This window comes from Exiguobacterium sp. s122, assembly GCF_018618475.1.
In the GTDB taxonomy this organism is placed as follows: Bacteria; Bacillota; Bacilli; order Exiguobacteriales; family Exiguobacteriaceae; genus Exiguobacterium; species Exiguobacterium himgiriensis.
Genome location: NZ_JACSMD010000001.1, coordinates 1,092,959 through 1,112,856 on the forward strand (window position 1 = coordinate 1,092,959; position 19,898 = coordinate 1,112,856).

The window sequence follows — 19,898 nt, forward strand, 5'->3', positions numbered from 1 at the left end:
GAACGGGGGGCGCACACATGTTAGATATGAAATATGACGGCGCTGATTTGCGGTCAAAACGACGTCCGAGATCATGGGTTGACCGTGTCTGGAGCTTCTTTGCATCGGTAAAAGTCGGGCTCTGGTTGATCGCATTGATTATCGCCGGTTCTGCGGTCGGTACGATTTTCCCGCAGGAAATGTACATTCCGCAACAACTGCCGGCGAGCCAATATTATACGCAAGAGTACGGTTCGGCCGGGACACTCTACTACACGCTCGGCTTCCATAATCTTTATACGTCATGGTGGTACATCGGGCTCATCGTCATGTTGACGCTATCGCTCATCGTCGTATCGATCGATCGGTTCTTCCCGCTGTATAAGGCGTTGAAAAACCAGCCGGTCCGCCGCACCGATCGCTTCATGCGTGGGCAACGTTTAACGGGCGAGGGCAAAGGCTCAGACGAACAAATCGATGCGCTCGGCGAAGCGTTAAAAGCGAAACGCTATCAAGTGAAGCGTGACGGCGACGCGCTGCTCGCCGAGAAACATCGCTTCGGGCGCTGGGGTCCTTACGTCAACCACATCGGTCTCGTCATCTTCTTCGTCGGGGCGATGCTCCGCGTCTTCCCGGCCTTCTATACGGATACCCTCGAATGGGTGCGAGAAGGGGACACGGTCGCCCTCGAGGCGACAGAAGACGAGTATTACTTGCGTAACGACCAATTCATTCTCGAGATGTACGATCCTGAGAACAATGAGGAAGATGCCAAGTTCGCCGAGGCGATCGAGAAAGCGGGAGCGGTCCCGAAAAACTATGAGACCGAATTGACGCTCTTCAAGAAAACAGGGACGAACGATGACGGGTCACCTGTACTCGAAGAAGTAGAGGCCGGCTCGACGAAAGTGAACCATCCGTTCAAGTTTGATAAATATGAAGTGTATCAAGAACAATACTCGAGTCGCCCCGAGTTCTTATCGATGTCGTTTAGCATCGGTGACAAAGAGACGGGCGAACTGTACGGTCCGTTCACGGTCGATTTGGACAACCCAGAGACGACCTATGCGCTCGGAGAGGTGACGGTCTCGTTGAAAGACTTATACCCTGACTTTGAAGTGCGTAACGGTGTCCCGGATACGAAATCGCCTCGTGCGTTGAACCCGGCATTCTTCTTCACGGTCGACACACCCGAAGGCACGAGCGAGACGAACTTGATTGGGATCCGGATGAACGTGGCGGACGATGAGAATCGGTATGCCGTCCAATTCGCCGGCACCGAGATGGCGAGCACGAGCGGTCTTCGCGTGAAGAGTGACTCGACGTACCCGATTTTGATTCTCGGGGGAACGATTTTCATGATTGGGATTGTGATGGGCATGTATTGGCCACATCGCCGTGTGTGGGTCCGTCGTCACGGAGAGACGGACGTCCTCGTCGCGGGCTTCACGAACAAAAACCCGTCGTCGCTTCGCCGTGAAGTGTCGCCGCTTCTTGAGAAGGCAGGACTGCCGATTTGGGAAGACCAGGCGATGTTTGAAAAACAGAAAGACGCCAACTCAACAACTGAAAGAGGGGAATCTTAATGGAATGGATTCAATGGAGCAGTCGTCTGCTCCTCATCGCGTTCATTTTATATGCCATCGCGACCGTGTTGTTCACCATCGCGGTCAGCGGAATGCGCAGAGACCGTAACGTCAACCGCGTCCCATATGGCAAGATCGCGTTCATCTTGGCTGTGATCGGGTTTATCGCCCAAATCGGCTACTTTATTATGCGCTGGGCCGGTGTCGGCTACGCGCCGGTATCGAACTTGTACGAATATACGACGTTCTTTGGAATGATGATGGTGCTCGGATTCCTCGTCGTCTATGGGATTTATAAAAATGATGTGCTCGGCTTGTTCGCGATGCCGGTGGCGCTCCTCGTCATCGCTTTCGCGTCGATGTTCTCAAGCGACGTGGCTCCACTCATCCCGGCACTCAACAGTGTCTGGTTGAAGATTCACGTAACGACGGCCGCCCTTGGCCAGGGGATTCTCGCAATCAGTTTCGCGTCAGGACTCATCTTCTTGTTAAATGAGACATCGATGCGCGAACAGTCGAAGTCGCGCACGTGGCTCGAAGTGACGATGTTCGTCCTCATCTGTACGCTCGGCTTTATCCTCATTTCGATGCTCTTTAAAGGGATGGGTGCCGGTGGTGTCGTCGAGTTCACGAACGACCGTGGCGGTCAAGAGACGTATGAATACTTCATGCCAATCTTGTTCGCACCAGAAGGGGCACAACTCCTCTCTGGCGCGAGCGGCTTGTCACTCGAGCTTCCGAACTTTATCAACACGTTGAAGTTGAACACGCTCGTCTGGTCGGTCATCGCTGGACTCGTGCTTTACGTCTTGCTTCGTTTCGTCATTCTTCGCAAACGGATTGCTGAGGCGTTGCAACCGCTCGCGAAGAAAGTCAGCCTCGACCTCGCTGATGAGATCAGCTATCGGTCGGTCGCGATCGGACTTCCTGTCTTCATCCTCGGTGGCCTCATCTTCGCCATGATTTGGGCACAGATTGCATGGAACCGATTCTGGGGCTGGGACCCGAAAGAAGTGTGGGCCCTCATTACGATGCTCATCTATATCTATTATCTCCATATGCGAATTCAGCGCGGATGGACTGGAACGAAAGCAGCTTGGTTGTGTGTGGGCGGTTTCGCTGTCATCATGTTCAACCTCGTCTTCGTCAACCTCGTCATCGCAGGATTGCATTCTTATGCATAATGAAAGAAGTCACTTCGGTGGCTTCTTTTTTCGTAAGGGCATACAACTCACCGTTGTGAAGCCAAATAATAGAGTGGTATAGTTATGAAAGAGAGCGGAATGTTCACAATTGTGCAACAAGCGCTACATCTTGCAATGGATCTCTAGGAGGTTTTAGTGGATGGCTGATAAAACGAGAATTCTTGTGGTCGACGATGAAGAAAGAATTCGTCGCCTGTTAAAAATGTATCTTGAGCGTGAACAGTACGTCATTGAAGAAGCCACGAACGGAGAAGAGGCGCTTCAGCTCGCACTCGAACGCGACTATGACGTCATCTTACTCGATTTGATGATGCCGAAGATGGACGGGGTCGAGGTGTGTACGGAACTCCGCAAGTCAAAAGCGACGCCGGTCATCATGTTGACGGCAAAAGGGGAAGAGATCGACCGCGTGCAAGGGTTCGAAGTCGGGGCAGACGATTACATCGTCAAGCCGTTCAGCCCGCGTGAAGTCGTCCTACGGGTGAAAGCCTTACTCCGCCGTTCAGGATCGACGAAGTTCCTACGGACGTCTGAGAAATCAAAAGACTTGATCGTGTACCCGCATTTAACGATTGATAATGACGCTCACCGCGTCACTGTCGATGGCGAAGAGATCGCGCTCACACCAAAAGAGTACGAGTTGTTGTTCTTCTTGGCCAAACAAGTCGATAAAGTATTTTCGCGCGAACAGTTGTTAAAAGAAGTGTGGAACTATGAATTCTTTGGAGATCTTCGAACGGTCGATACACACGTGAAACGACTTCGCGAGAAGTTGAACCGTGTCTCACCAGACGCCGCCCAAATGATTACGACGGTATGGGGTGTCGGCTACAAGTTTGAAGCCGTCAGTGAGTGATGGTTCGTCGTAACAGCATCGTCACGAAGCTTTGGTTGACGATTCTCGTCTTAGTGAGTCTTGTCTTGTTCATCGTCTCGGTTCTCATGCTCGAGTTCTTCAACTCGTTTCATATCGACCAAGAACGAGGCCACCTCGCGAAGCTCGGGGGGCAAGTGCAGTCGGTGTTGCTCCAAGAAGGGGACACGTCACGTACTGTCGACCAAATCATCGAGGTGTATGGGGCCAATTATATATTAGAGAACGGCTCGGTCCGTTCGAACTTCGGGACGGAAGTGGACGAACTCATGACGGAGCTTGGTCGCCAAGCTTGGGAGCCGTATCAACAAGTCGGCGAGACGGCGATTGGAAACTTTTCTTCCTTCGACGATCAGGCGGCTTTGGCGTACCGGACGACGTTCCCGCTTGAGACGGGTGATTATACACTCTACCTACTCGAGCCGCTCGATGCGATTTCAAGTGCCAATGAAGGGGCGCGCACGATCATCTTTTGGACCGTCGCTTCCGCGATTATCGCGACGACCGTGTTCGCGTTCTTCTTATCGACTCGTATCACAGCGCCGCTTCGGGAGATGCGTGACGCCGTCAACCGGACGGCCGAAGGTCAATTCGACCTGCGCCTCGAACAACGGACGCATGACGAGATTGGCCAGCTTGCCGGCTCGTTCAACGCAATGAGCAGTCAGCTCGCGACGTACGTCAACGCGCTTGACCGGGAGCGGTTGCAACTCGCTTCGATTCTACGTTCGATGGCGGACGGCGTTATCACGCTCGATCGGCATGCGAATGTCATCGTGACGAACCCGCAAGCCGATCCGTTGTTGATTGATGGGCAACCGCACGACGTCGTTCTCTCACTTTATGAAGAAGTCGTCGACGGAGCCCCGGAGAAGACGATTGAAGTAAAACAAAACGAGCATTACTATACGCTCACGGTCACACCGCTCATCGGAGAAGAGGACTTTGAAGGTGCCGTCGTCGTCATACGTGATACGACCGAGAGCCATCGTCTCGACAAGATGCGCACCGATTTCGTGGCCAACATCAGCCATGAGCTGAGAACCCCGCTCGTGACGTTACAAGGCTATTCGGAAGCCATTATCGATGGGATGACGGAAAGTGATGATGCGACGAAAGAATTCGCTTCGATCATCTATGATGAGTCGCTCCGACTCGCGAGGCTCGTCAATGATTTACTCGACCTCGCCCGAATCGAGTCGGGGAAAGAGACGATGCAGTTCGCCTCGCTCGACATCGGGGATTTCTTGCCACGCGTCATGCGTAAATTCAAACAGATGGCTAAAGAAAAAGGGATTGAACTGTATGCGAGTGCACCGAGCCGGTTAATCGAAGCGGACGGCGACCGTCTCGAGCAAGTGTTCACGAACTTAATCGGCAACGCGATTGCCCATACGGACAGTGGCTCGATTCATCTAGATGCGGTCGAGGAGGCCGACGGGTTCTTGATTCGGCTCGTCGACACCGGCACCGGTATTCCGAAAGAAGACTTGCCATTTGTATTCGAACGGTTTTATAAGGCCGATAAGGCGCGAACGAGTGGAGGTAAGACGGGGACCGGGATTGGACTAGCTATCGTCAAAAACGTCATCGATGCCCATCACGGTTCGGTCGACGTTTCGAGCGTGCTCGGAGAAGGGACGACGTTCACGATTCGTCTTCCCTACGTCCAGCTAAATTCATAACGACAATGGTGACTCGTATGGGTCACCATTTGTGGCATAAAGGAGGAAATGACATGAAGCTGTACACACGAGGTGGCGACAAAGGCGAGACATCGCTGATTGGGGGTCGTGTCTTAAAGGGGCACCCGCAAATTCAGGCGATGGGGTTGTTAGATGAGCTGAATAGTCAGATTGGGTTGGCGCTCGCCCATCAGACCGATGAGACGCTCCGGACGCAGCTGACCGCGATTCAACACGACTTGTTCGACCTCGGATCTGAACTCATGTATCGCGAGACCCCGACGAAACTCGTCGATTTGGCGATTGTCACCGAGCTCGAGACGTGGATTGATGAGCTCGAGCCGAAATGCCCGGAACTAAGACGATTCATCTTACCGGGCGGGAGTGTCAGTGCGGCGAGCCTACATGTGGCGCGCACTGTCTGCCGCCGTGTCGAGCGCGAACTCGTCAACGTCGACGCAGCCACTCGCCAACTTCCTTATTACAACCGGTTGAGCGATTACTTGTTCACTGCGGCCCGTTACGCGAACGTCGTCGCCGGCGTGCCCGACCAAGAATACGCTCGCGGTGCGGACGTGTTCAAAACGAAAAAGAAAAAGGAGTAGATCCAGTTATGAAAGGAATCGAACAATTCCAGCAACGGTTGCACTATTCGGTCTACCCGACCAATAAGTTTAAAACGACGACATGTCTCGTCTCGTTCTCGGCACCGCTCTCGAAAGAGACGATTGCCGATCGAGCGTTGTTACCTTATATCATGGAGAAATCGACAGCGAAATACCCGTCGATTGAAGCGTTCCATACACCGTTAGAAGAGCTGTATGACGCTGCGCTCTATGCCGGCGCCTCGAAAATCGGGGCCGAACATGTCATTCAGTTCCAACTTGAAGTTGTGAACGATCAACTCGTCGAAGAAGCCGTACTCGCGAAGGCAATCAACCTGTTAGAGGAAGTGTTACTGCGACCTAACGCGTTCGATAGCGCGTTCCAGCCGTTAATTGTCGAGCAGGAATTGCGTCTACAACGGCAACGAATCGAATCCGTCTATGATGACAAGATGCGTTTCGCCCAACAGCGCTTGCAAGAGATGCTCGGCGGCGAGCTCGCCATCCCGTCACTCGGGACGCTCGATCAATTGGCGGACGTGACGCCGCGTTCGTTATACGAAGCGTATCAGGCGATGATTCAACATGATCGAATCGACGTCTACGTCGTCGGTCATGTCGACCGTGAACAAGTGAAAGCGGCGTTTGCTCCGCTCGAGACGCTCGGCGGGACACTCGTACGCCGCTACCCGGAACCGCGTGTGCGCGAATTTCAACGTCTTGAAGAAACGCAAACGATTAAACAGAGTAAACTCCACCTCGGCTATGCCGTCGACGTCGATCCGACGAGCGAGGATGCGATTCGGATGCAAGTCGTCAACGGGTTGTTCGGAGGGTTTCCGCATTCGAAGCTATTCATGAACGTGCGAGAAAAAGAGAGCCTCGCCTATTACGCGGCCTCTCAATACAGTTCACTTAGCCGAATGCTGTTTGTGTATGCTGGCATCGATGGGGCAAATCAAGCTAAGACTGAACAGATTGTCGCCGATCAGCTCGTCGACTTACAGGCAGGTACGTTCGAGGATGAGACACTCGAGCAGACGAAAGAAATGCTTTACCATCAACGTCGTCAGCTTGGCGACAATCCAAGACAATTGATTGCTTGGATGAGCGGGTCAGATATCCGTCCATTCTCACTCGAAGAAGAGATGACAATTATCGAGCGGACATCGCGGGACGATGTGGCCAAGCTCGCGCAACGAATCGATTTGAAAGCCGTGTATTGTTTAAAGGGGGAGACGACATGAGAGTAGAGTTTCCACACGTTGGCGAGACGCTTCATCACACCGTGCTCGATAACGGGTTGACTGTCTATTTGTTGAAAAAAGTCGGCTATGAGAAGACGTATGCCACGTTCACGACAAAATATGGGTCGATTGACCGTCGTTTCAAAACGGAAGAGTGGACGGAAGTACCGGACGGGATTGCCCACTTCCTAGAGCATAAGATGTTTGAAAAAGAAGACGGGGACGTGTTTCAGAAGTTCGGTCGATTCGGCGCCTCGGCGAATGCGTTCACCTCGTTTACTCGGACGGCTTACTTGTTCGGTGCGACCTCGAACGTCGAAGCGAACTTGACGACGCTGATGGACTTCGTTCAAACACCTTATTTCACGGAGGCTTCGGTCGAGAAAGAGAAAGGCATTATCGGCCAGGAGATTCAGATGTATCAAGACAACCCGGGATGGCGCCTTTATTTCGGATTGATTGAGGCGATATATGCGACACATCCGGTAAACATCGATATCGCCGGTACGATTGAATCGATTGGGAAGATCACGGCAGACGACCTTTATACTTGCCATCGCGCCTTCTATCACCCGAGCAACATGGTGTTATTCGTCGTCGGCAACATTGACCCGGACGATGTGCTTGCGCAAATCAAAACGAACCAAGGCGCGAAGACGTTCGACCCGCCTCTGTTGACGGCGCGCGAACCGATTGAAGAGCCGGAAACGGTCCATCAAGCCGAACGCGTCATCGAGATGGACGTCTCCGTTCCGAAAGTGATGATCGGCTATAAAGATACGCCACAAGCGGGAGCGGCGGGCATGAAACAGGAACTCATCGTTGAGTTGCTCATGCACAGTCTGTTCGATACGACGGCTCCGCTTTACGCTGAATTGTATGCGGAAGGATTGATTGACGATGCGTTCTCGTTCGATTATACATCCGAGGATACGTTCGCATTCGCCGCTCTTTCGATGGAGACGCCTCATGTCGACACGTTCGTGTCGCGCATCACGTCTGCGCTCGAACGTCCGCTTCACGTCGATGATGCGACGCTCACTCGCAAGAAACGCATGATGAAAGGGCAGTTTTTGAAGGCGCTCAACTCGCCGGAGTTTATCGCCAATCAGTTCTCGCGCTATGCCTTGAACGGCGGCAACATGTTCGAGATGCCGGACGTGCTCGATGGTATCACGCTCGATGAACTTTACGAAGCATACGACCGACTGTTCCAAGCCGACAAACGTTCCGTCTGCATCGTCAAAAAGCCGTGAGAACACTCATCACGGGGGCGAGCGGAGCGATTGGAAGAGCGGTCGCAAAAGCGTTTCGGGACGACGTGCTCATCTTGCAGGCGAACCGTCAGCACGCCGCGCTCGAAACGTTCGTATACGAGGAACGTCTCGATGCCCGTGTGGACGTGTGCGACCTCGAAGCGGAGGACGCACTCGATGCGTGGATGACGACAATCGGTCAAATTGATCGCCTCGTCTTTGTCGCAGGAAATCACGTCCACGGGCTTATCGTCGACCAGCCGATTGAAGACCTCGATCGCTTATATCGCGTCCATGTCCGTGCGCTGGCACGCGTCGTTCAGTCTGTCGTGCAAGCAAAGCCCTATGACGCACCACTCGACATCGTCGTCGTCTCAAGCGTCTGGGGCGAGGTCGGGGCCGCCGGTGAAGTATTCTATTCGACGGTGAAAGCTGCGCAACTCGGGTTCGTCAAAGCGTTCGCTCGTGAAAGCGGTCCGTTTCGTGTACGCATCAACGCGGTCACACCGGGCTGGATAGATACGCCGATGAATGATACGGTAGAAGAGACGAAAGAGGAGGCGATTGCAGCGATTCCGCTCGGGCGCTTGGGGCATGTCGAGGAAGTGGCCCGAACGATTCGTTTCCTCTGTTCTAAAGAGGCTGGATATATGACCGGGGCCATTCTCCGAATCGATGGGGGTTGGCAGTGACGACTTCGTGAAATAAAAAACGAGTTCTTTTCAATTCTTCTAAAATAATTTAGAATGGACAAGGTAGCGAACGTGTATCGGAAAGGGTGGATCGGATGGACCATAAGTTCGAAGAATGGTATCTCGAGTATGAACTGTGCCAAAATCGACCTGGTATTCTCGGTGACATCGCGTCACTCATGGGAATGCTCCAAATCTCAATCGTGACGATTAACGGGGTCGACTTGCAGCGCCGCGGGATGCTCCTGAAAGCACCGGCCGCCGATCACGTCCACCGGCTCGAACATATCCTCCGTAAGATGGAAGCGATTGCCGTCATCAAACTGCGCCGTCCGAAACTACGGGACCGGATCGCCATTCGGCACGGGCGATACATCGAACACGATAACGACGATAAGAAGACGTTCCGTTTCGTGCGTGGGGACTTAGGCGTTCTCGTTGACTTTGTCGCCGAATTGATGAAAGAAGAACGTCATCTTTTGATTGGCGTCCGCGGTAATCCGCGTGTCGGCAAGACGGAATCAATCGTTGCGGCCAGCGTATGTGCCAATAAGCGATGGCTCTTCCTTTCGTCGACGCTCATGAAGCAGACGGTCCGGACATCACTGTTTGAAGAAGAACGGGAAGGCGATCACGTCTACATAATCGACGGCGCCGTCTCAACACGGACGATGGACGAACGACATCGTCAATTGATTCGAGAAGTCATGCGGCTGCCGGCCGTCAAAGTGATTGAACATCCTGACCTATACGTCCGAAACACGGACTGCGTGTTCGAGGATTTTGACTATATTATCGAGTTGCGCAACAATCAAGATGAAGTCATCGTCATCCCGCAAGAAACGCATCGCGAAGCAGAATGGTTTGAATAATTATTTGAATGGAAGGTGTGGACCCCTGTGACAGAACTAGGGACTTTTTTGAAACAAAGGCGTGAAGCGAGCGGCTTGACGCTCGATCAAATCCAGCAAACGACGAAGATTCAAAAGCGCTATATCATCGCGATCGAGGAAGGTGATTATAAAAATCTCCCTGGTTCGTTCTATGCACGGGCGTTCATCAAGACGTATGCCGAGTCACTCGGTCTAGACGTTGATGAGCTGTACGAGACGTACGCGAAAGACTTGCCGAAGATCGAACCGCAACCGACGGCACAGTTATCACGGAAACAGACGTACTCGAAGGCGTCTGAAACGTCGAGCCGCGTCTCGCGCTGGGTGCCGAAAGTGATGCTCGTCCTTGTCGCGTTCTTGCTCATGACGGCCGTGTGGTACGTGGTCCGAAGCCTCGATTTCGGCGGCCAGGACGCTTCACCGAATGAGGCGCCGAGCTCTGGCGTGTCAATCAATCAAAATGAAGAAGTGCCGGAAGAAGAGCCGGCTGATGAAGAAGCACCGGTCGAGGAAGAACCAGTCGAAGAAGAGCCAGCTGAAGAGACAGGCCCCATCGCGGTGACCGAGACGAATGGAGCCGATTTGACGTATGAGATTGCGACGGATGAGCGATTGACGACCGAGATTCATGTGAAGGACTCGCCGGCAACATATGTAGGCGTGCGTGATACGTCGCTTGAAGGACCGTTCCTCGCACCTGAATATCCGAACCAATCGAAGCAAAACCCGATTGTGATTGAAGACGCTGAGACCGACACACTTCGCATTCGGATCGGGTTGATTGGTGGCGTCGAGAAAATTGTCGTCAACGGACGCGAACTCGAACTTGCCGATTCACCGGTCACACAAAATATCTTTGTAAAGAGAGTCGACGCTGAATAAGCCGATACTCAACTAGAGGAGGAATTCTCGATGAATCTACCTAACCGCTTGACGATGTTACGGGTCGTGCTAATCCCCGTATTCGTCGTCTTGCTCGCTGTAGACTTTGAGTGGGGAGACATCGCTTTCCTCGGAGCGGAAGTCCCGCTCCATCAATTTTTAGCCGCCGTCGTCTTCACGGTCGCGGCCATCACCGATTGGCTCGACGGCCATTTGGCGAGAAAGCACAATCTCGTGACGAACTTTGGGAAGTTCATGGATCCGCTCGCGGACAAACTGCTCGTCACCGCTGCGCTCGTCTTGCTCGTTGAGATGGATCTCGTCGCGGCCTGGGTCGTCGTCGTCATCTTGTCTCGTGAGTTTGCCGTGACAGGACTGCGACTCGTTGCGGCCGATGAAGGCATCGTCGTCGCGGCTGGAAAGTCAGGCAAGGCGAAGACATGGGTCCAGCTGTTTGCCATCATCTTCTTGTTGTTCGGGAACCCGATTTTCAGTTACATCGGCATCCCGTTCGGCGAATGGGCGATGTGGCTTGCTCTCGCCTTAACGATTTATTCGGGAGCCGAATACTTCGCTCAAAACTATAAAATTATTGTAAAATCGATGTGAATCGAGAAGACGAGTTGTGGTTGCAACTCGTCTTTTTTTGAATCGTGAGGAGGAAAATCAGTGCAACGGACCGAAATCATTGCGGTAGGTTCTGAATTACTGTTAGGGGAAATCACAAACACGAACGCCCGCTACATCTCACTTCAATTGTCGAAGTACGGGATCCCTGTGCTGTATCATGTAGTCGTCGGGGATAACGTCTCGCGCCTGAAAGAGACGTTCGCGAAAGCGAAGGAACGGAGTGACTTCGTCATCGTCACCGGCGGGCTCGGTCCGACGAAGGATGACATCACGAAGACGATTCTCGCCGACTTGCTTGACCGCCGAATCCTCCGGGATGAAGCTTCGCTCGGTACGATCGAGCAGTTCGTCCGGTCACGGGGACGGGAGTTGAACGAGGGAGATCGTCGACAAGCCGACGTACTTGAAGGATGTGAGGTGCTCGACAACCCGGTCGGTCTCGCTCCCGGGATGTGGCTTGACGATGGGGAGACGACATGGTTACTCATGCCAGGTGTCCCGCGGGAGATGAAAGCGATCGTCGAAGCGACGTTCCCTCAAAAGTTCTCCGGAGCGACGCTCGTCTCTGAATCGCTTCGCTTCTACGAGATTGGAGAGTCCGCGCTCGATGACGCCTTATCCGACTTGATGGATGGCTCCAATCCGACCGTCGCCCCGTATGCGGAGTCCGGGGAGGCGCGGCTACGCATCAGTGCGAAGGCAAAAACGGAGATAGAGGCGATCGAGATGATCGCCGCTGTGAAACGAGATGTATTGAATCGGGTCGGTGCCTATTACTTCGGTTCTGACGAGGACACGCTCGCTTCGGCATTGATTCGTGAACTCGCACGAGATTCGGCGACATTATCGGTCGCCGAGTCGTTGACGGGCGGCCGCGTCCAAGCGATGCTCACGAACGTGCCCGGTGCTTCTGCCGTATTCACGGGCGGCGTCGTCACATACTCCGACGAGCTAAAAAATAGGTGTTTGGGCGTCTCTCTTGCTACAATAGAGTCTCGAACGGTCGTCTCAAAAGAAGTTGCTTCGGAAATGATTCAAGGCTTGATTCAACTGACGTCGACCGATTACGGATTGGCTTATACAGGAGAAGCAGGCCCCGTTTCTGGTTCCGGCCGGCCTGTCGGGACGGTATTTATCGGGCTGAAGACGAGACAAGGAATCGAAGTCATCGAACGTCACTATCCGCATCAAGAACGACATGTGATTCAAGAGCGGGCCGCGAAAGATGGATTATGGGCACTGTTACAACGAGTGAAAAAAGGCGAATAAACGTTCGCAAAAAACTTGTGTATCGGATGTCGTTAGCTTATAATAAGAGTATCAATTAAAGGAGGCTCATTAATCTATGAGTGATCGTAAACAAGCGTTAGACATGGCGTTACGCCAAATCGAGAAACAGTTCGGCAAAGGCTCAATCATGCGCCTTGGTGAAAATACAGATCAACAAGTATCGGTCACACCTTCAGGGTCGATCGCCCTCGACATCGCCCTCGGTGCCGGTGGCTATCCACGTGGACGTGTCATCGAAGTGTACGGGCCAGAATCTTCAGGTAAGACGACCGTGGCGCTCCACGCGATTGCGGAAGTACAAAAACGTGGCGGACAAGCAGCGTTCGTCGATGCCGAGCACGCGCTCGATCCAAAATACGCCAAGAACCTCGGCGTCAACATTGATGAGCTCCTCTTGTCACAGCCTGACACAGGTGAGCAAGCGCTTGAAATCGCAGAAGCACTCGTCCGCTCTGGTGCGGTCGATATTCTCGTCGTCGACTCGGTTGCGGCACTTGTTCCGAAAGCCGAGATTGAAGGGGAGATGGGTGACTCGCACGTCGGTCTTCAAGCTCGTCTCATGAGCCAAGCGCTCCGTAAATTGTCAGGTGCGACGAACAAGTCGAAGACGATTGTCATCTTCATCAACCAGATTCGTGAGAAGATTGGGATTATGTTCGGTAACCCGGAAACGACACCAGGTGGACGTGCCCTCAAGTTTTACTCGTCTGTTCGTCTTGAAGTACGTCGTGCGGAAACGCTTAAACAAGGACAAGACATGGTCGGAAACCGGACGAAGATTAAAGTCGTCAAAAACAAGATCGCACCACCGTTCAAAACGGCCGAAGTCGACATCATGTACGGGGAAGGTATCTCACGTGAAGGCGAGCTCATCGACATCGGGGCTGACCTCGATATCGTTCAGAAGAGCGGTGCGTGGTATTCGTACAATGAAGAACGTCTCGGTCAAGGCCGGGAGAACGCGAAGCAGTTCATGAAAGAAAACCCGCATGTCGCGGCAGCTGTCGAAGAACAGATTCGCGATCATTACGGGTTAAACGGCGAGAAAACCGTGACCGTCGCTGCAGAAGAGGATGACGTGCTCTCACTTCTCGATGATGAATAATGGACACCTCTCACTCAGATGATTCTGAGTGAGATTTTTTTAGTATAATTTTTTCGTGAATTGGTAGTTCTATCCTGTCCGCGCATTGCATTCTCCTATGTAAATAAGTACAATAAAGCTATACGCGGGCTCGCTCGCGTATTCATTCATGAAAAAATAAAATAAACCTTGCGAAAGGGAGGTGAACATGATGGAATGGCTATTAGAGCTTATTCTGATCCTCCTTTTGCCGATAGCTTTTGTTGCAGGTTTTTTTGTGCGTAAATCGATCGCCGAAGCGAAGATTCAAGGTGCTGAGACGGAAGCGACCAAGATTGTAGAGCAAGCGAGACAACAATCGGAAGCGATGCAAAAAGAAGCACGGCTTGAAGTAAAAGAAGAGATGATTCAACTTCGCAACGAGACGGAGCAAGAATTGCGCGAACGTCGCGAAGAGCAAAAGGTGAAAGAGAATCGCCTCGTTCAAAAAGAAGAGGTTCTTGACCGCAAAGCAGACATGCTTGAGCGGAAAGAAGATTCACTTGACGAACGGGAAGCCACACTCGCGAAACGAAAACGCGAAGCCGAAACGCTTGAGAGCAAAGTGGAGGAGTTGTACGAGGAGGCACGCCAAGAACTAGTGCGCGTCGCAGCCTTGTCGAAAGAAGAAGCACGGACCATCATCATGGACGAAGCGAAGCAGGAAGCGCTTCACGATGCTGCTCTCCTTCAAAAAGAAATCGAGCAAAAAGCAAAATTTGAAGCTGATAAAAAAGCGAAACACCTCTTATCGCTTACGATGCAACGTTATGCTGCCGAACACGTGGCGGAGACGACGGTTTCGGTCGTCAACTTGCCGAGCGATGAGATGAAAGGACGCATCATCGGGCGCGAAGGACGTAACATCCGGACGCTCGAGACGCTCACGGGCATCGACCTCATCATCGATGACACACCGGAAGCGGTCATCCTATCTGGATTCGACCCGGTCCGTCGTGAAATCGCCAAGATGACACTCGAAAAGTTGGTTCAAGACGGTCGGATTCACCCGGCCCGAATCGAAGAGATGGTCGAGAAGTCACGCCGTGAAGTCGATGAACGGATCCGTGAATACGGAGAAGAAGCGACGTTTGCGGCCGGAATCCACGGCGTGCATCCAGACCTCGTCAAAACGCTCGGTCGTATGCGTTACCGGACGAGCTACGGACAAAACGTACTTTCCCACTCGGTCGAAGTGGCCCATCTTGCCGGCATGATGGCCGCCGAACTCGGAGAAGACGTGACGCTCGCGAAGCGGGCCGGACTTCTCCATGACATCGGGAAAGCGATTGACCATGAAGTCGAAGGGAGTCACGTCGAGATTGGGGTCGAGCTGGCCACGAAGTACAAAGAACACCCGGTCGTCATCAACTCTATCGCCTCGCACCACGGGGACGTGGAAGCGACGTCGACGATCGCCGTGCTCGTCGCTGCGGCCGACGCCTTGTCAGCGGCACGGCCAGGCGCTCGCCAAGAGACGCTCGAAAGCTACATTCGCCGCTTAGAGCGCCTCGAATCGATTTGTGAATCGTTCGAAGGCGTCGAGAAATCTTACGCGATTCAAGCAGGTCGTGAAGTGCGCATCATCGTACGTCCGGACGTCGTCGACGACGTCGTGGCGAGTAAGATGGCACGCGACATTTGTAAGCGGATTGAAGATGAACTCGATTATCCAGGACAAATTAAAGTGACGGTCATCCGTGAAACACGGTCCGTCGATTATGCGAAGTAAAAAAGCGGAGGCCTTCTCCGCTTTTTCTATTGATGAAGGAGGACCCTCATGAAAATTCTATTTATCGGTGACGTTGTCGGGAAACCGGGACGTGACATCTTGGCCGCTCAAATCGGTCGTTTGAAAGACAAGTACAACCCGACGTTCATGCTCGTCAACGGTGAGAACGCAGCGAACGGGCGCGGCATCACGAAGAAGATTTACCAACAATTTTTAGAGCTCGGTTTCCATGGCGTGACGATGGGCAACCATACGTGGGACAACCGTGACATCTTCGACTGGATCGATGACGCTGACCGCATCGTCCGCCCGGCAAACTATCCGGACGGGACACCGGGTGTCGGGATGATGGTGTTGAAGCAGCGCGGGAAAAAACTCGCCGTCATCAATGCGATGGGAACGGTCTTCTTACCATCGCTCAATTGTCCGTTCCGGACGGTCGACGCGTTAATTGACGAGTTGAAAGATGACGTCGACGCCATCTTCGTCGACATGCACGCCGAGGCGACGAGCGAGAAGATTGCGATGGGTTACCATTTAGACGGTCGGGTCCAAGCGGTCGTCGGCACGCACACGCACGTGCAGACGGCCGATGAGCGCGTGCTCACGGGTGGTACGGCTTACATTACAGACGTCGGTATGACAGGACCGCTCGACGGCGTGCTCGGGATGGATGCGGACGTCGTATTGAAAAAATTCTTGACACAGCTCCCGGTCCGGTTTGAAGTTGCCGAGGGACGGGAACAACTTAATGGAGTTTTAATCACAATCGATGACCAATCGAAACGAGCTACAAAAATCGAACGCATACACCTAGACGATCAGACCGTTTGGTTTGACTGAACAACCTACCCGAGGGGGAAACAAGAATGGACGTACTCAAAGTTTCGGCAAAATCGAATCCCAACTCCGTTGCGGGTGCACTCGCTGGCGTACTTCGTGAAAAAGGAACGTGTGAAATTCAAGCAATCGGCGCCGGGGCGCTCAATCAATCGATTAAGGCGGTCGCCATCGCGCGCGGTTTCGTTGCGCCGAGCGGCCTCGATTTGATTTGCATTCCGGCGTTCACGGATATTTTAATCGACGGGGAAGAACGAACTGCGATCAAGCTCATCATCGAACCACGATGAGCTTGCGGTCGGGACATAGGTCCTATTCTTGTAAAGAGAAGCCATCGGCGCGGATGGCTTCTCTTTTTTGTGTGAAAATCCAACGTTTCATCTTCTCAGGTTCGTCATTTTATGACAAGATGAAAGAGAACGTGAAGTTCGATTAAGAGATGAAGAGGGGGACGTTTTCAATGGAACAGCTCGTGTCAACGACAGAGAAGGAAGTAACGACACCTGTTATGAAAGCGATTCAAAAACACACGGCCGGGTTCGGGGCAAAATTGGTCGAAGTACCGATTCCGACACCGGGTCCGGGTGAAGTGTTAATCAAAGTGACGGCGACATCGATTTGTGGGACCGATGTCCATATTTACGAGTGGGATGATTGGGCGAAGAGCCGCGTCAAACCGCCGTACGTGTTCGGTCACGAGTTCTCGGGAGAAGTCGTGGCGCTTGGGGAAGGGGCGAAACGCATCAAGGTCGGTCAAGCCGTTTCGGCCGAGACGCACATCGTCTGCCATCAGTGCAAACAGTGTTTGCGCGGACAGTATCACATCTGTAAAAATACGAAAATTATCGGTGTCGACACGCAAGGGTGCTTCGCCGAATACGTCGTCATGCCAGAAGAGAACTTATGGGTGAACCCGGAGTCGATGCCGGCGAAGCTTGCCTCGATTCAAGAACCGCTCGGCAACGCCGTCCATACGGTGCTCGCGAGCGACGTGTCGGCCAAATCGGTCGCCATCGTCGGATGCGGTCCGATTGGACTTATGGCCGTCGGGGTCGCCAAGGCAGCCGGGGCGAGCCGTGTGTATGCGATCGACGTCAATCCGTATCGGTTGAAGCTCGCCGCGGAGATGGGGGCAGACGTCGTCATCAATAGCTTAGAAGAGAATCCGCTCGAGTTGATTATGGCTGAGACGGACGGAGACGGCATCGATGTCGTCTGTGAGATGAGTGGGCATCCCGTTGCGATTGATCAAGCGTTCAAGATGGTGACGGCGGGGGGCGATGTCAACGTGTTGTCCCTTCCGGCAAAACCGGTTGCCATCGACTTGACGCGCGACGTCGTCTTTAAAGGGGTCCGGGTTCAAGGAATCACCGGGCGCAAAATGTATGAGACGTGGGGCCAAGTGTCAACGTTACTCGCGACCGGGCAATTGAACGTCGAACCGATCATCACCCACGTGTTCAAGCTCGAGGAGTTCGAGCAAGGTTTCGAGCTCATGCGGGCCGGGAAATGTGGAAAGGTCGTCTTACTACCATAAACAGGGGGAATCGATATGGCATTTGAACATATTACAGAAGCAGTCAATGAAATGAAGCAAGCGGGCACGTTCCGCTCGCTCGTGCCGCTCGAGTCGGCGCAAGGGAACGAGGTCACGATCAATGGGAAGTCGCTCGTACAATTGTCATCAAATAACTATCTCGGACTCGCCAACCATCCACGTCTAAAGCAAGCGGCGATTGAAGCGGTCGAACAGTTCGGGGCGGGCACGGGCTCGGTCCGGACGATCGCTGGTACGTTCGAGATGCACGAGGCGTTCGAGCGCGAACTCGCCGAGTTCAAACATACGGAAGCCGCGCTCGTGTTCCAGTCGGGCTTCGCGACGAACCTTGGTGTTTTATCGGCCCTTCTCGGCCCGGAAGACGTCGTCATCAGCGACGCGCTCAACCACGCCTCAATCATCGACGGCATCCGTTTGACGAAAGCGGCACGTCGCATCTATAAGCACGTCGACCTCGAAGACTTAGAGGCGGCGTTGAAAGAGACGCAAGACTACCGGACGCGTCTCATCGTCACGGACGGCGTCTTCTCGATGGATGGGAACATCGCGCCACTCCCTGAAATCGTCGAACTCGCGGAAAAGTACGACGCAGCGGTCATGGTCGACGACGCGCACGCGTCAGGTGTCCTCGGTCAGAACGGCCGCGGGACGGTCAACCACTTCGGACTCGATGGGCGGGTCGCGCTCCAAGTCGGGACGCTCTCAAAAGCCATCGGTGTCCTCGGCGGCTACGTCGCCTGCTCGAACGACGTCCGCGACTTCTTAATTCAAAAAGGGCGCCCGTTCCTCTTCTCGACGTCACACCCGCCAGCAGTCGTCGCAGCGAACCAGGAAGCGATTCGCGTCATGAAGGAAGAGGAAGACCTGTTCGACAAGCTTTGGGCGAACACGGAGTTCTTCAAGACAGGCCTGCGTGACCTCGGTTTCGACATCGGTCACGCGACAACGCCGATCACGCCGGTCATGCTCGGTGAAGAGACGCTCGCGCATACGTTCTCGGACAAATTGAAAGACCACGGTGTGTTCGCACAGAGCATCGCCTTCCCGACGGTCGAGAAAGGCAAGGCGCGGATTCGGACGATCGTGACGGCAGAACATACACGTGACGACCTCGAACGCGCACTCGCTGCCTTCAAAGTGGTCGCTGAAGAATTGAACGTGACGCTCCACGCGTAAGGTTGAGACTGCAGACAAATCGTCTGCAGTTTTTTAATGCAACGAAAGGCGAGGCATTCGACTCTAATGTATGACAAACAAAAGGAGAGTGACCAGATGGAACAACGAAGACGTCTCGTCAAGCGGGCGCAAAAAGGGGATGAAGAAGCGTTCATCGCACTGATGCGCCAATATGAATCGGTGCTTTACGCAGGAGCAAGTCGAATGTTACGACACGAAGCTGACGTGGCCGATGTCATGCAAGAGACGGTACTGATTGCCTATACAAAACTTCATACGTTACGCGATGCGACGTTCATCCATACATGGTTATATAAAATCATGTTGAATGAATGTCATCGACTCATGAGAAAGCGAGAACGTGAAGGAAACGGAAATGCAGTAAAGCAAGAAGCAAGGACGAACGATACCTACACAGTCGAACTTGAAGAAGCGATTCTCGCACTCTCCCCGGCATATCGGGAGGTCGTCACGTTACGTTATGTGATGGAATTGACGACGCGTGAGATTGCGGACGTTCTCGAGATACCAGAAGGAACCATCAAAGCAAGACTTTCACGGGCGAGACAACAGTTGAAAGATACATATTATCGAGAGGAGCGTGAATCGGGATGAAGGAAGAGCTAGACGAACGATTAAGCAAAA

19 protein-coding genes are annotated in these 19,898 nt (G+C 53.2%); all 19 read left to right on the forward strand.

Going from position 1 to position 19,898, the window contains the following annotated elements; all coding sequences use genetic code 11:
• Positions 1–17: 17 nt before the first annotated feature.
• The 19 genes from resB to KNP92_RS05685 all read left to right on the forward strand — a co-directional run bounded on the left by resB (position 18) and on the right by KNP92_RS05685 (position 19,868).
• A complete protein-coding gene (gene resB / locus KNP92_RS05595) occupies positions 18–1,565 on the forward strand; it encodes a cytochrome c biogenesis protein ResB (protein ID WP_251136403.1) in 1,548 nt (515 codons plus the stop codon).
• Positions 1,565–2,749, forward strand: a complete 1,185-nt coding sequence (gene ccsB / locus KNP92_RS05600; protein WP_214838409.1) for a c-type cytochrome biogenesis protein CcsB — start codon at positions 1,565–1,567, stop codon at positions 2,747–2,749. The genes resB and ccsB overlap by 1 nt, the downstream gene beginning before the upstream one ends.
• A 160-nt stretch (positions 2,750–2,909) precedes the next feature.
• Positions 2,910–3,626: a response regulator transcription factor gene (locus KNP92_RS05605; RefSeq protein WP_214838411.1), complete on the forward strand. Its 717-nt coding sequence runs from the start codon at positions 2,910–2,912 to the stop codon at positions 3,624–3,626.
• Entirely contained in the window at positions 3,626–5,329 is a 1,704-nt protein-coding gene (locus KNP92_RS05610; RefSeq protein ID WP_214838414.1) for a sensor histidine kinase, read from the forward strand. Before KNP92_RS05605 ends, KNP92_RS05610 begins: the two co-directional genes overlap by 1 nt.
• A gap of 53 nt (positions 5,330–5,382) precedes the next feature.
• On the forward strand, positions 5,383–5,934 hold the full coding sequence (locus KNP92_RS05615; protein ID WP_214838416.1) for a cob(I)yrinic acid a,c-diamide adenosyltransferase: 552 nt from the start codon (positions 5,383–5,385) through the stop codon (positions 5,932–5,934).
• A gap of 8 nt (positions 5,935–5,942) precedes the next feature.
• Positions 5,943–7,181, forward strand: a complete 1,239-nt coding sequence (gene yfmF, locus KNP92_RS05620; protein WP_214838417.1) for an EF-P 5-aminopentanol modification-associated protein YfmF — start codon at positions 5,943–5,945, stop codon at positions 7,179–7,181.
• A complete protein-coding gene (gene yfmH, locus KNP92_RS05625) occupies positions 7,178–8,437 on the forward strand; it encodes an EF-P 5-aminopentanol modification-associated protein YfmH (RefSeq protein WP_214838419.1) in 1,260 nt (419 codons plus the stop codon). The genes yfmF and yfmH overlap by 4 nt, the downstream gene beginning before the upstream one ends.
• Positions 8,434–9,129 (forward strand): SDR family oxidoreductase, encoded by a 696-nt coding sequence (locus KNP92_RS05630; RefSeq protein ID WP_214838421.1) that lies wholly within the window; start codon positions 8,434–8,436, stop codon positions 9,127–9,129. Before yfmH ends, KNP92_RS05630 begins: the two co-directional genes overlap by 4 nt.
• A 95-nt stretch (positions 9,130–9,224) precedes the next feature.
• Positions 9,225–10,001 (forward strand): YmfK family protein, encoded by a 777-nt coding sequence (locus tag KNP92_RS05635; RefSeq protein WP_214838423.1) that lies wholly within the window; start codon positions 9,225–9,227, stop codon positions 9,999–10,001.
• 48 nt (positions 10,002–10,049) lie between these two features.
• On the forward strand, positions 10,050–10,904 hold the full coding sequence (locus KNP92_RS05640) for a helix-turn-helix domain-containing protein (protein ID WP_251136404.1): 855 nt from the start codon (positions 10,050–10,052) through the stop codon (positions 10,902–10,904).
• 30 nt (positions 10,905–10,934) lie between these two features.
• Positions 10,935–11,513 (forward strand): CDP-diacylglycerol--glycerol-3-phosphate 3-phosphatidyltransferase, encoded by a 579-nt coding sequence (gene pgsA / locus KNP92_RS05645; RefSeq protein WP_214838427.1) that lies wholly within the window; start codon positions 10,935–10,937, stop codon positions 11,511–11,513.
• 60 nt (positions 11,514–11,573) lie between these two features.
• Positions 11,574–12,803: a competence/damage-inducible protein A gene (locus tag KNP92_RS05650; protein ID WP_214838429.1), complete on the forward strand. Its 1,230-nt coding sequence runs from the start codon at positions 11,574–11,576 to the stop codon at positions 12,801–12,803.
• Between the two features lie 76 nt (positions 12,804–12,879).
• On the forward strand, positions 12,880–13,929 hold the full coding sequence (recA, locus tag KNP92_RS05655; protein WP_214838431.1) for a recombinase RecA: 1,050 nt from the start codon (positions 12,880–12,882) through the stop codon (positions 13,927–13,929).
• A 187-nt stretch (positions 13,930–14,116) separates the two neighbouring features.
• Positions 14,117–15,679: a ribonuclease Y gene (rny, locus tag KNP92_RS05660; RefSeq protein ID WP_214838433.1), complete on the forward strand. Its 1,563-nt coding sequence runs from the start codon at positions 14,117–14,119 to the stop codon at positions 15,677–15,679.
• Positions 15,680–15,727: 48 nt separating this feature from the next.
• Complete coding sequence (locus tag KNP92_RS05665) at positions 15,728–16,522, forward strand: TIGR00282 family metallophosphoesterase (protein ID WP_214838435.1); 795 nt, start codon at positions 15,728–15,730, stop codon at positions 16,520–16,522.
• A 26-nt stretch (positions 16,523–16,548) separates the two neighbouring features.
• Positions 16,549–16,809, forward strand: a complete 261-nt coding sequence (locus tag KNP92_RS05670) for a stage V sporulation protein S (protein WP_024371608.1) — start codon at positions 16,549–16,551, stop codon at positions 16,807–16,809.
• 170 nt (positions 16,810–16,979) lie between these two features.
• Positions 16,980–18,056, forward strand: coding sequence for an L-threonine 3-dehydrogenase (gene tdh / locus KNP92_RS05675; protein WP_214838436.1), 1,077 nt, complete (start codon positions 16,980–16,982; stop codon positions 18,054–18,056).
• A 15-nt stretch (positions 18,057–18,071) separates the two neighbouring features.
• Positions 18,072–19,253: a glycine C-acetyltransferase gene (locus tag KNP92_RS05680; RefSeq protein ID WP_214838438.1), complete on the forward strand. Its 1,182-nt coding sequence runs from the start codon at positions 18,072–18,074 to the stop codon at positions 19,251–19,253.
• A 96-nt stretch (positions 19,254–19,349) separates the two neighbouring features.
• Positions 19,350–19,868: an RNA polymerase sigma factor gene (locus KNP92_RS05685; RefSeq protein ID WP_214838440.1), complete on the forward strand. Its 519-nt coding sequence runs from the start codon at positions 19,350–19,352 to the stop codon at positions 19,866–19,868.
• Positions 19,869–19,898 lie beyond the last annotated feature (30 nt).

What these genes read in the sequence shown, in the direction of transcription:
- resB (WP_251136403.1), top strand. Translation starts at nt 18, where the DNA reads ATGTTAGATATGAAATATGACGGCGCTGATTTGCGGTCAAAACGACGT.
- ccsB (WP_214838409.1), top strand. Translation starts at nt 1,565, where the DNA reads ATGGAATGGATTCAATGGAGCAGTCGTCTGCTCCTCATCGCGTTCATT.
- KNP92_RS05605 (WP_214838411.1), top strand. Translation starts at nt 2,910, where the DNA reads ATGGCTGATAAAACGAGAATTCTTGTGGTCGACGATGAAGAAAGAATT.
- KNP92_RS05610 (WP_214838414.1), top strand. Translation starts at nt 3,626, where the DNA reads ATGGTTCGTCGTAACAGCATCGTCACGAAGCTTTGGTTGACGATTCTC.
- KNP92_RS05615 (WP_214838416.1), top strand. Translation starts at nt 5,383, where the DNA reads ATGAAGCTGTACACACGAGGTGGCGACAAAGGCGAGACATCGCTGATT.
- yfmF (WP_214838417.1), top strand. Translation starts at nt 5,943, where the DNA reads ATGAAAGGAATCGAACAATTCCAGCAACGGTTGCACTATTCGGTCTAC.
- yfmH (WP_214838419.1), top strand. Translation starts at nt 7,178, where the DNA reads ATGAGAGTAGAGTTTCCACACGTTGGCGAGACGCTTCATCACACCGTG.
- KNP92_RS05635 (WP_214838423.1), top strand. Translation starts at nt 9,225, where the DNA reads ATGGACCATAAGTTCGAAGAATGGTATCTCGAGTATGAACTGTGCCAA.
- pgsA (WP_214838427.1), top strand. Translation starts at nt 10,935, where the DNA reads ATGAATCTACCTAACCGCTTGACGATGTTACGGGTCGTGCTAATCCCC.
- recA (WP_214838431.1), top strand. Translation starts at nt 12,880, where the DNA reads ATGAGTGATCGTAAACAAGCGTTAGACATGGCGTTACGCCAAATCGAG.
- rny (WP_214838433.1), top strand. Translation starts at nt 14,117, where the DNA reads ATGATGGAATGGCTATTAGAGCTTATTCTGATCCTCCTTTTGCCGATA.
- KNP92_RS05665 (WP_214838435.1), top strand. Translation starts at nt 15,728, where the DNA reads ATGAAAATTCTATTTATCGGTGACGTTGTCGGGAAACCGGGACGTGAC.
- KNP92_RS05670 (WP_024371608.1), top strand. Translation starts at nt 16,549, where the DNA reads ATGGACGTACTCAAAGTTTCGGCAAAATCGAATCCCAACTCCGTTGCG.
- tdh (WP_214838436.1), top strand. Translation starts at nt 16,980, where the DNA reads ATGGAACAGCTCGTGTCAACGACAGAGAAGGAAGTAACGACACCTGTT.
- KNP92_RS05680 (WP_214838438.1), top strand. Translation starts at nt 18,072, where the DNA reads ATGGCATTTGAACATATTACAGAAGCAGTCAATGAAATGAAGCAAGCG.
- KNP92_RS05685 (WP_214838440.1), top strand. Translation starts at nt 19,350, where the DNA reads ATGGAACAACGAAGACGTCTCGTCAAGCGGGCGCAAAAAGGGGATGAA.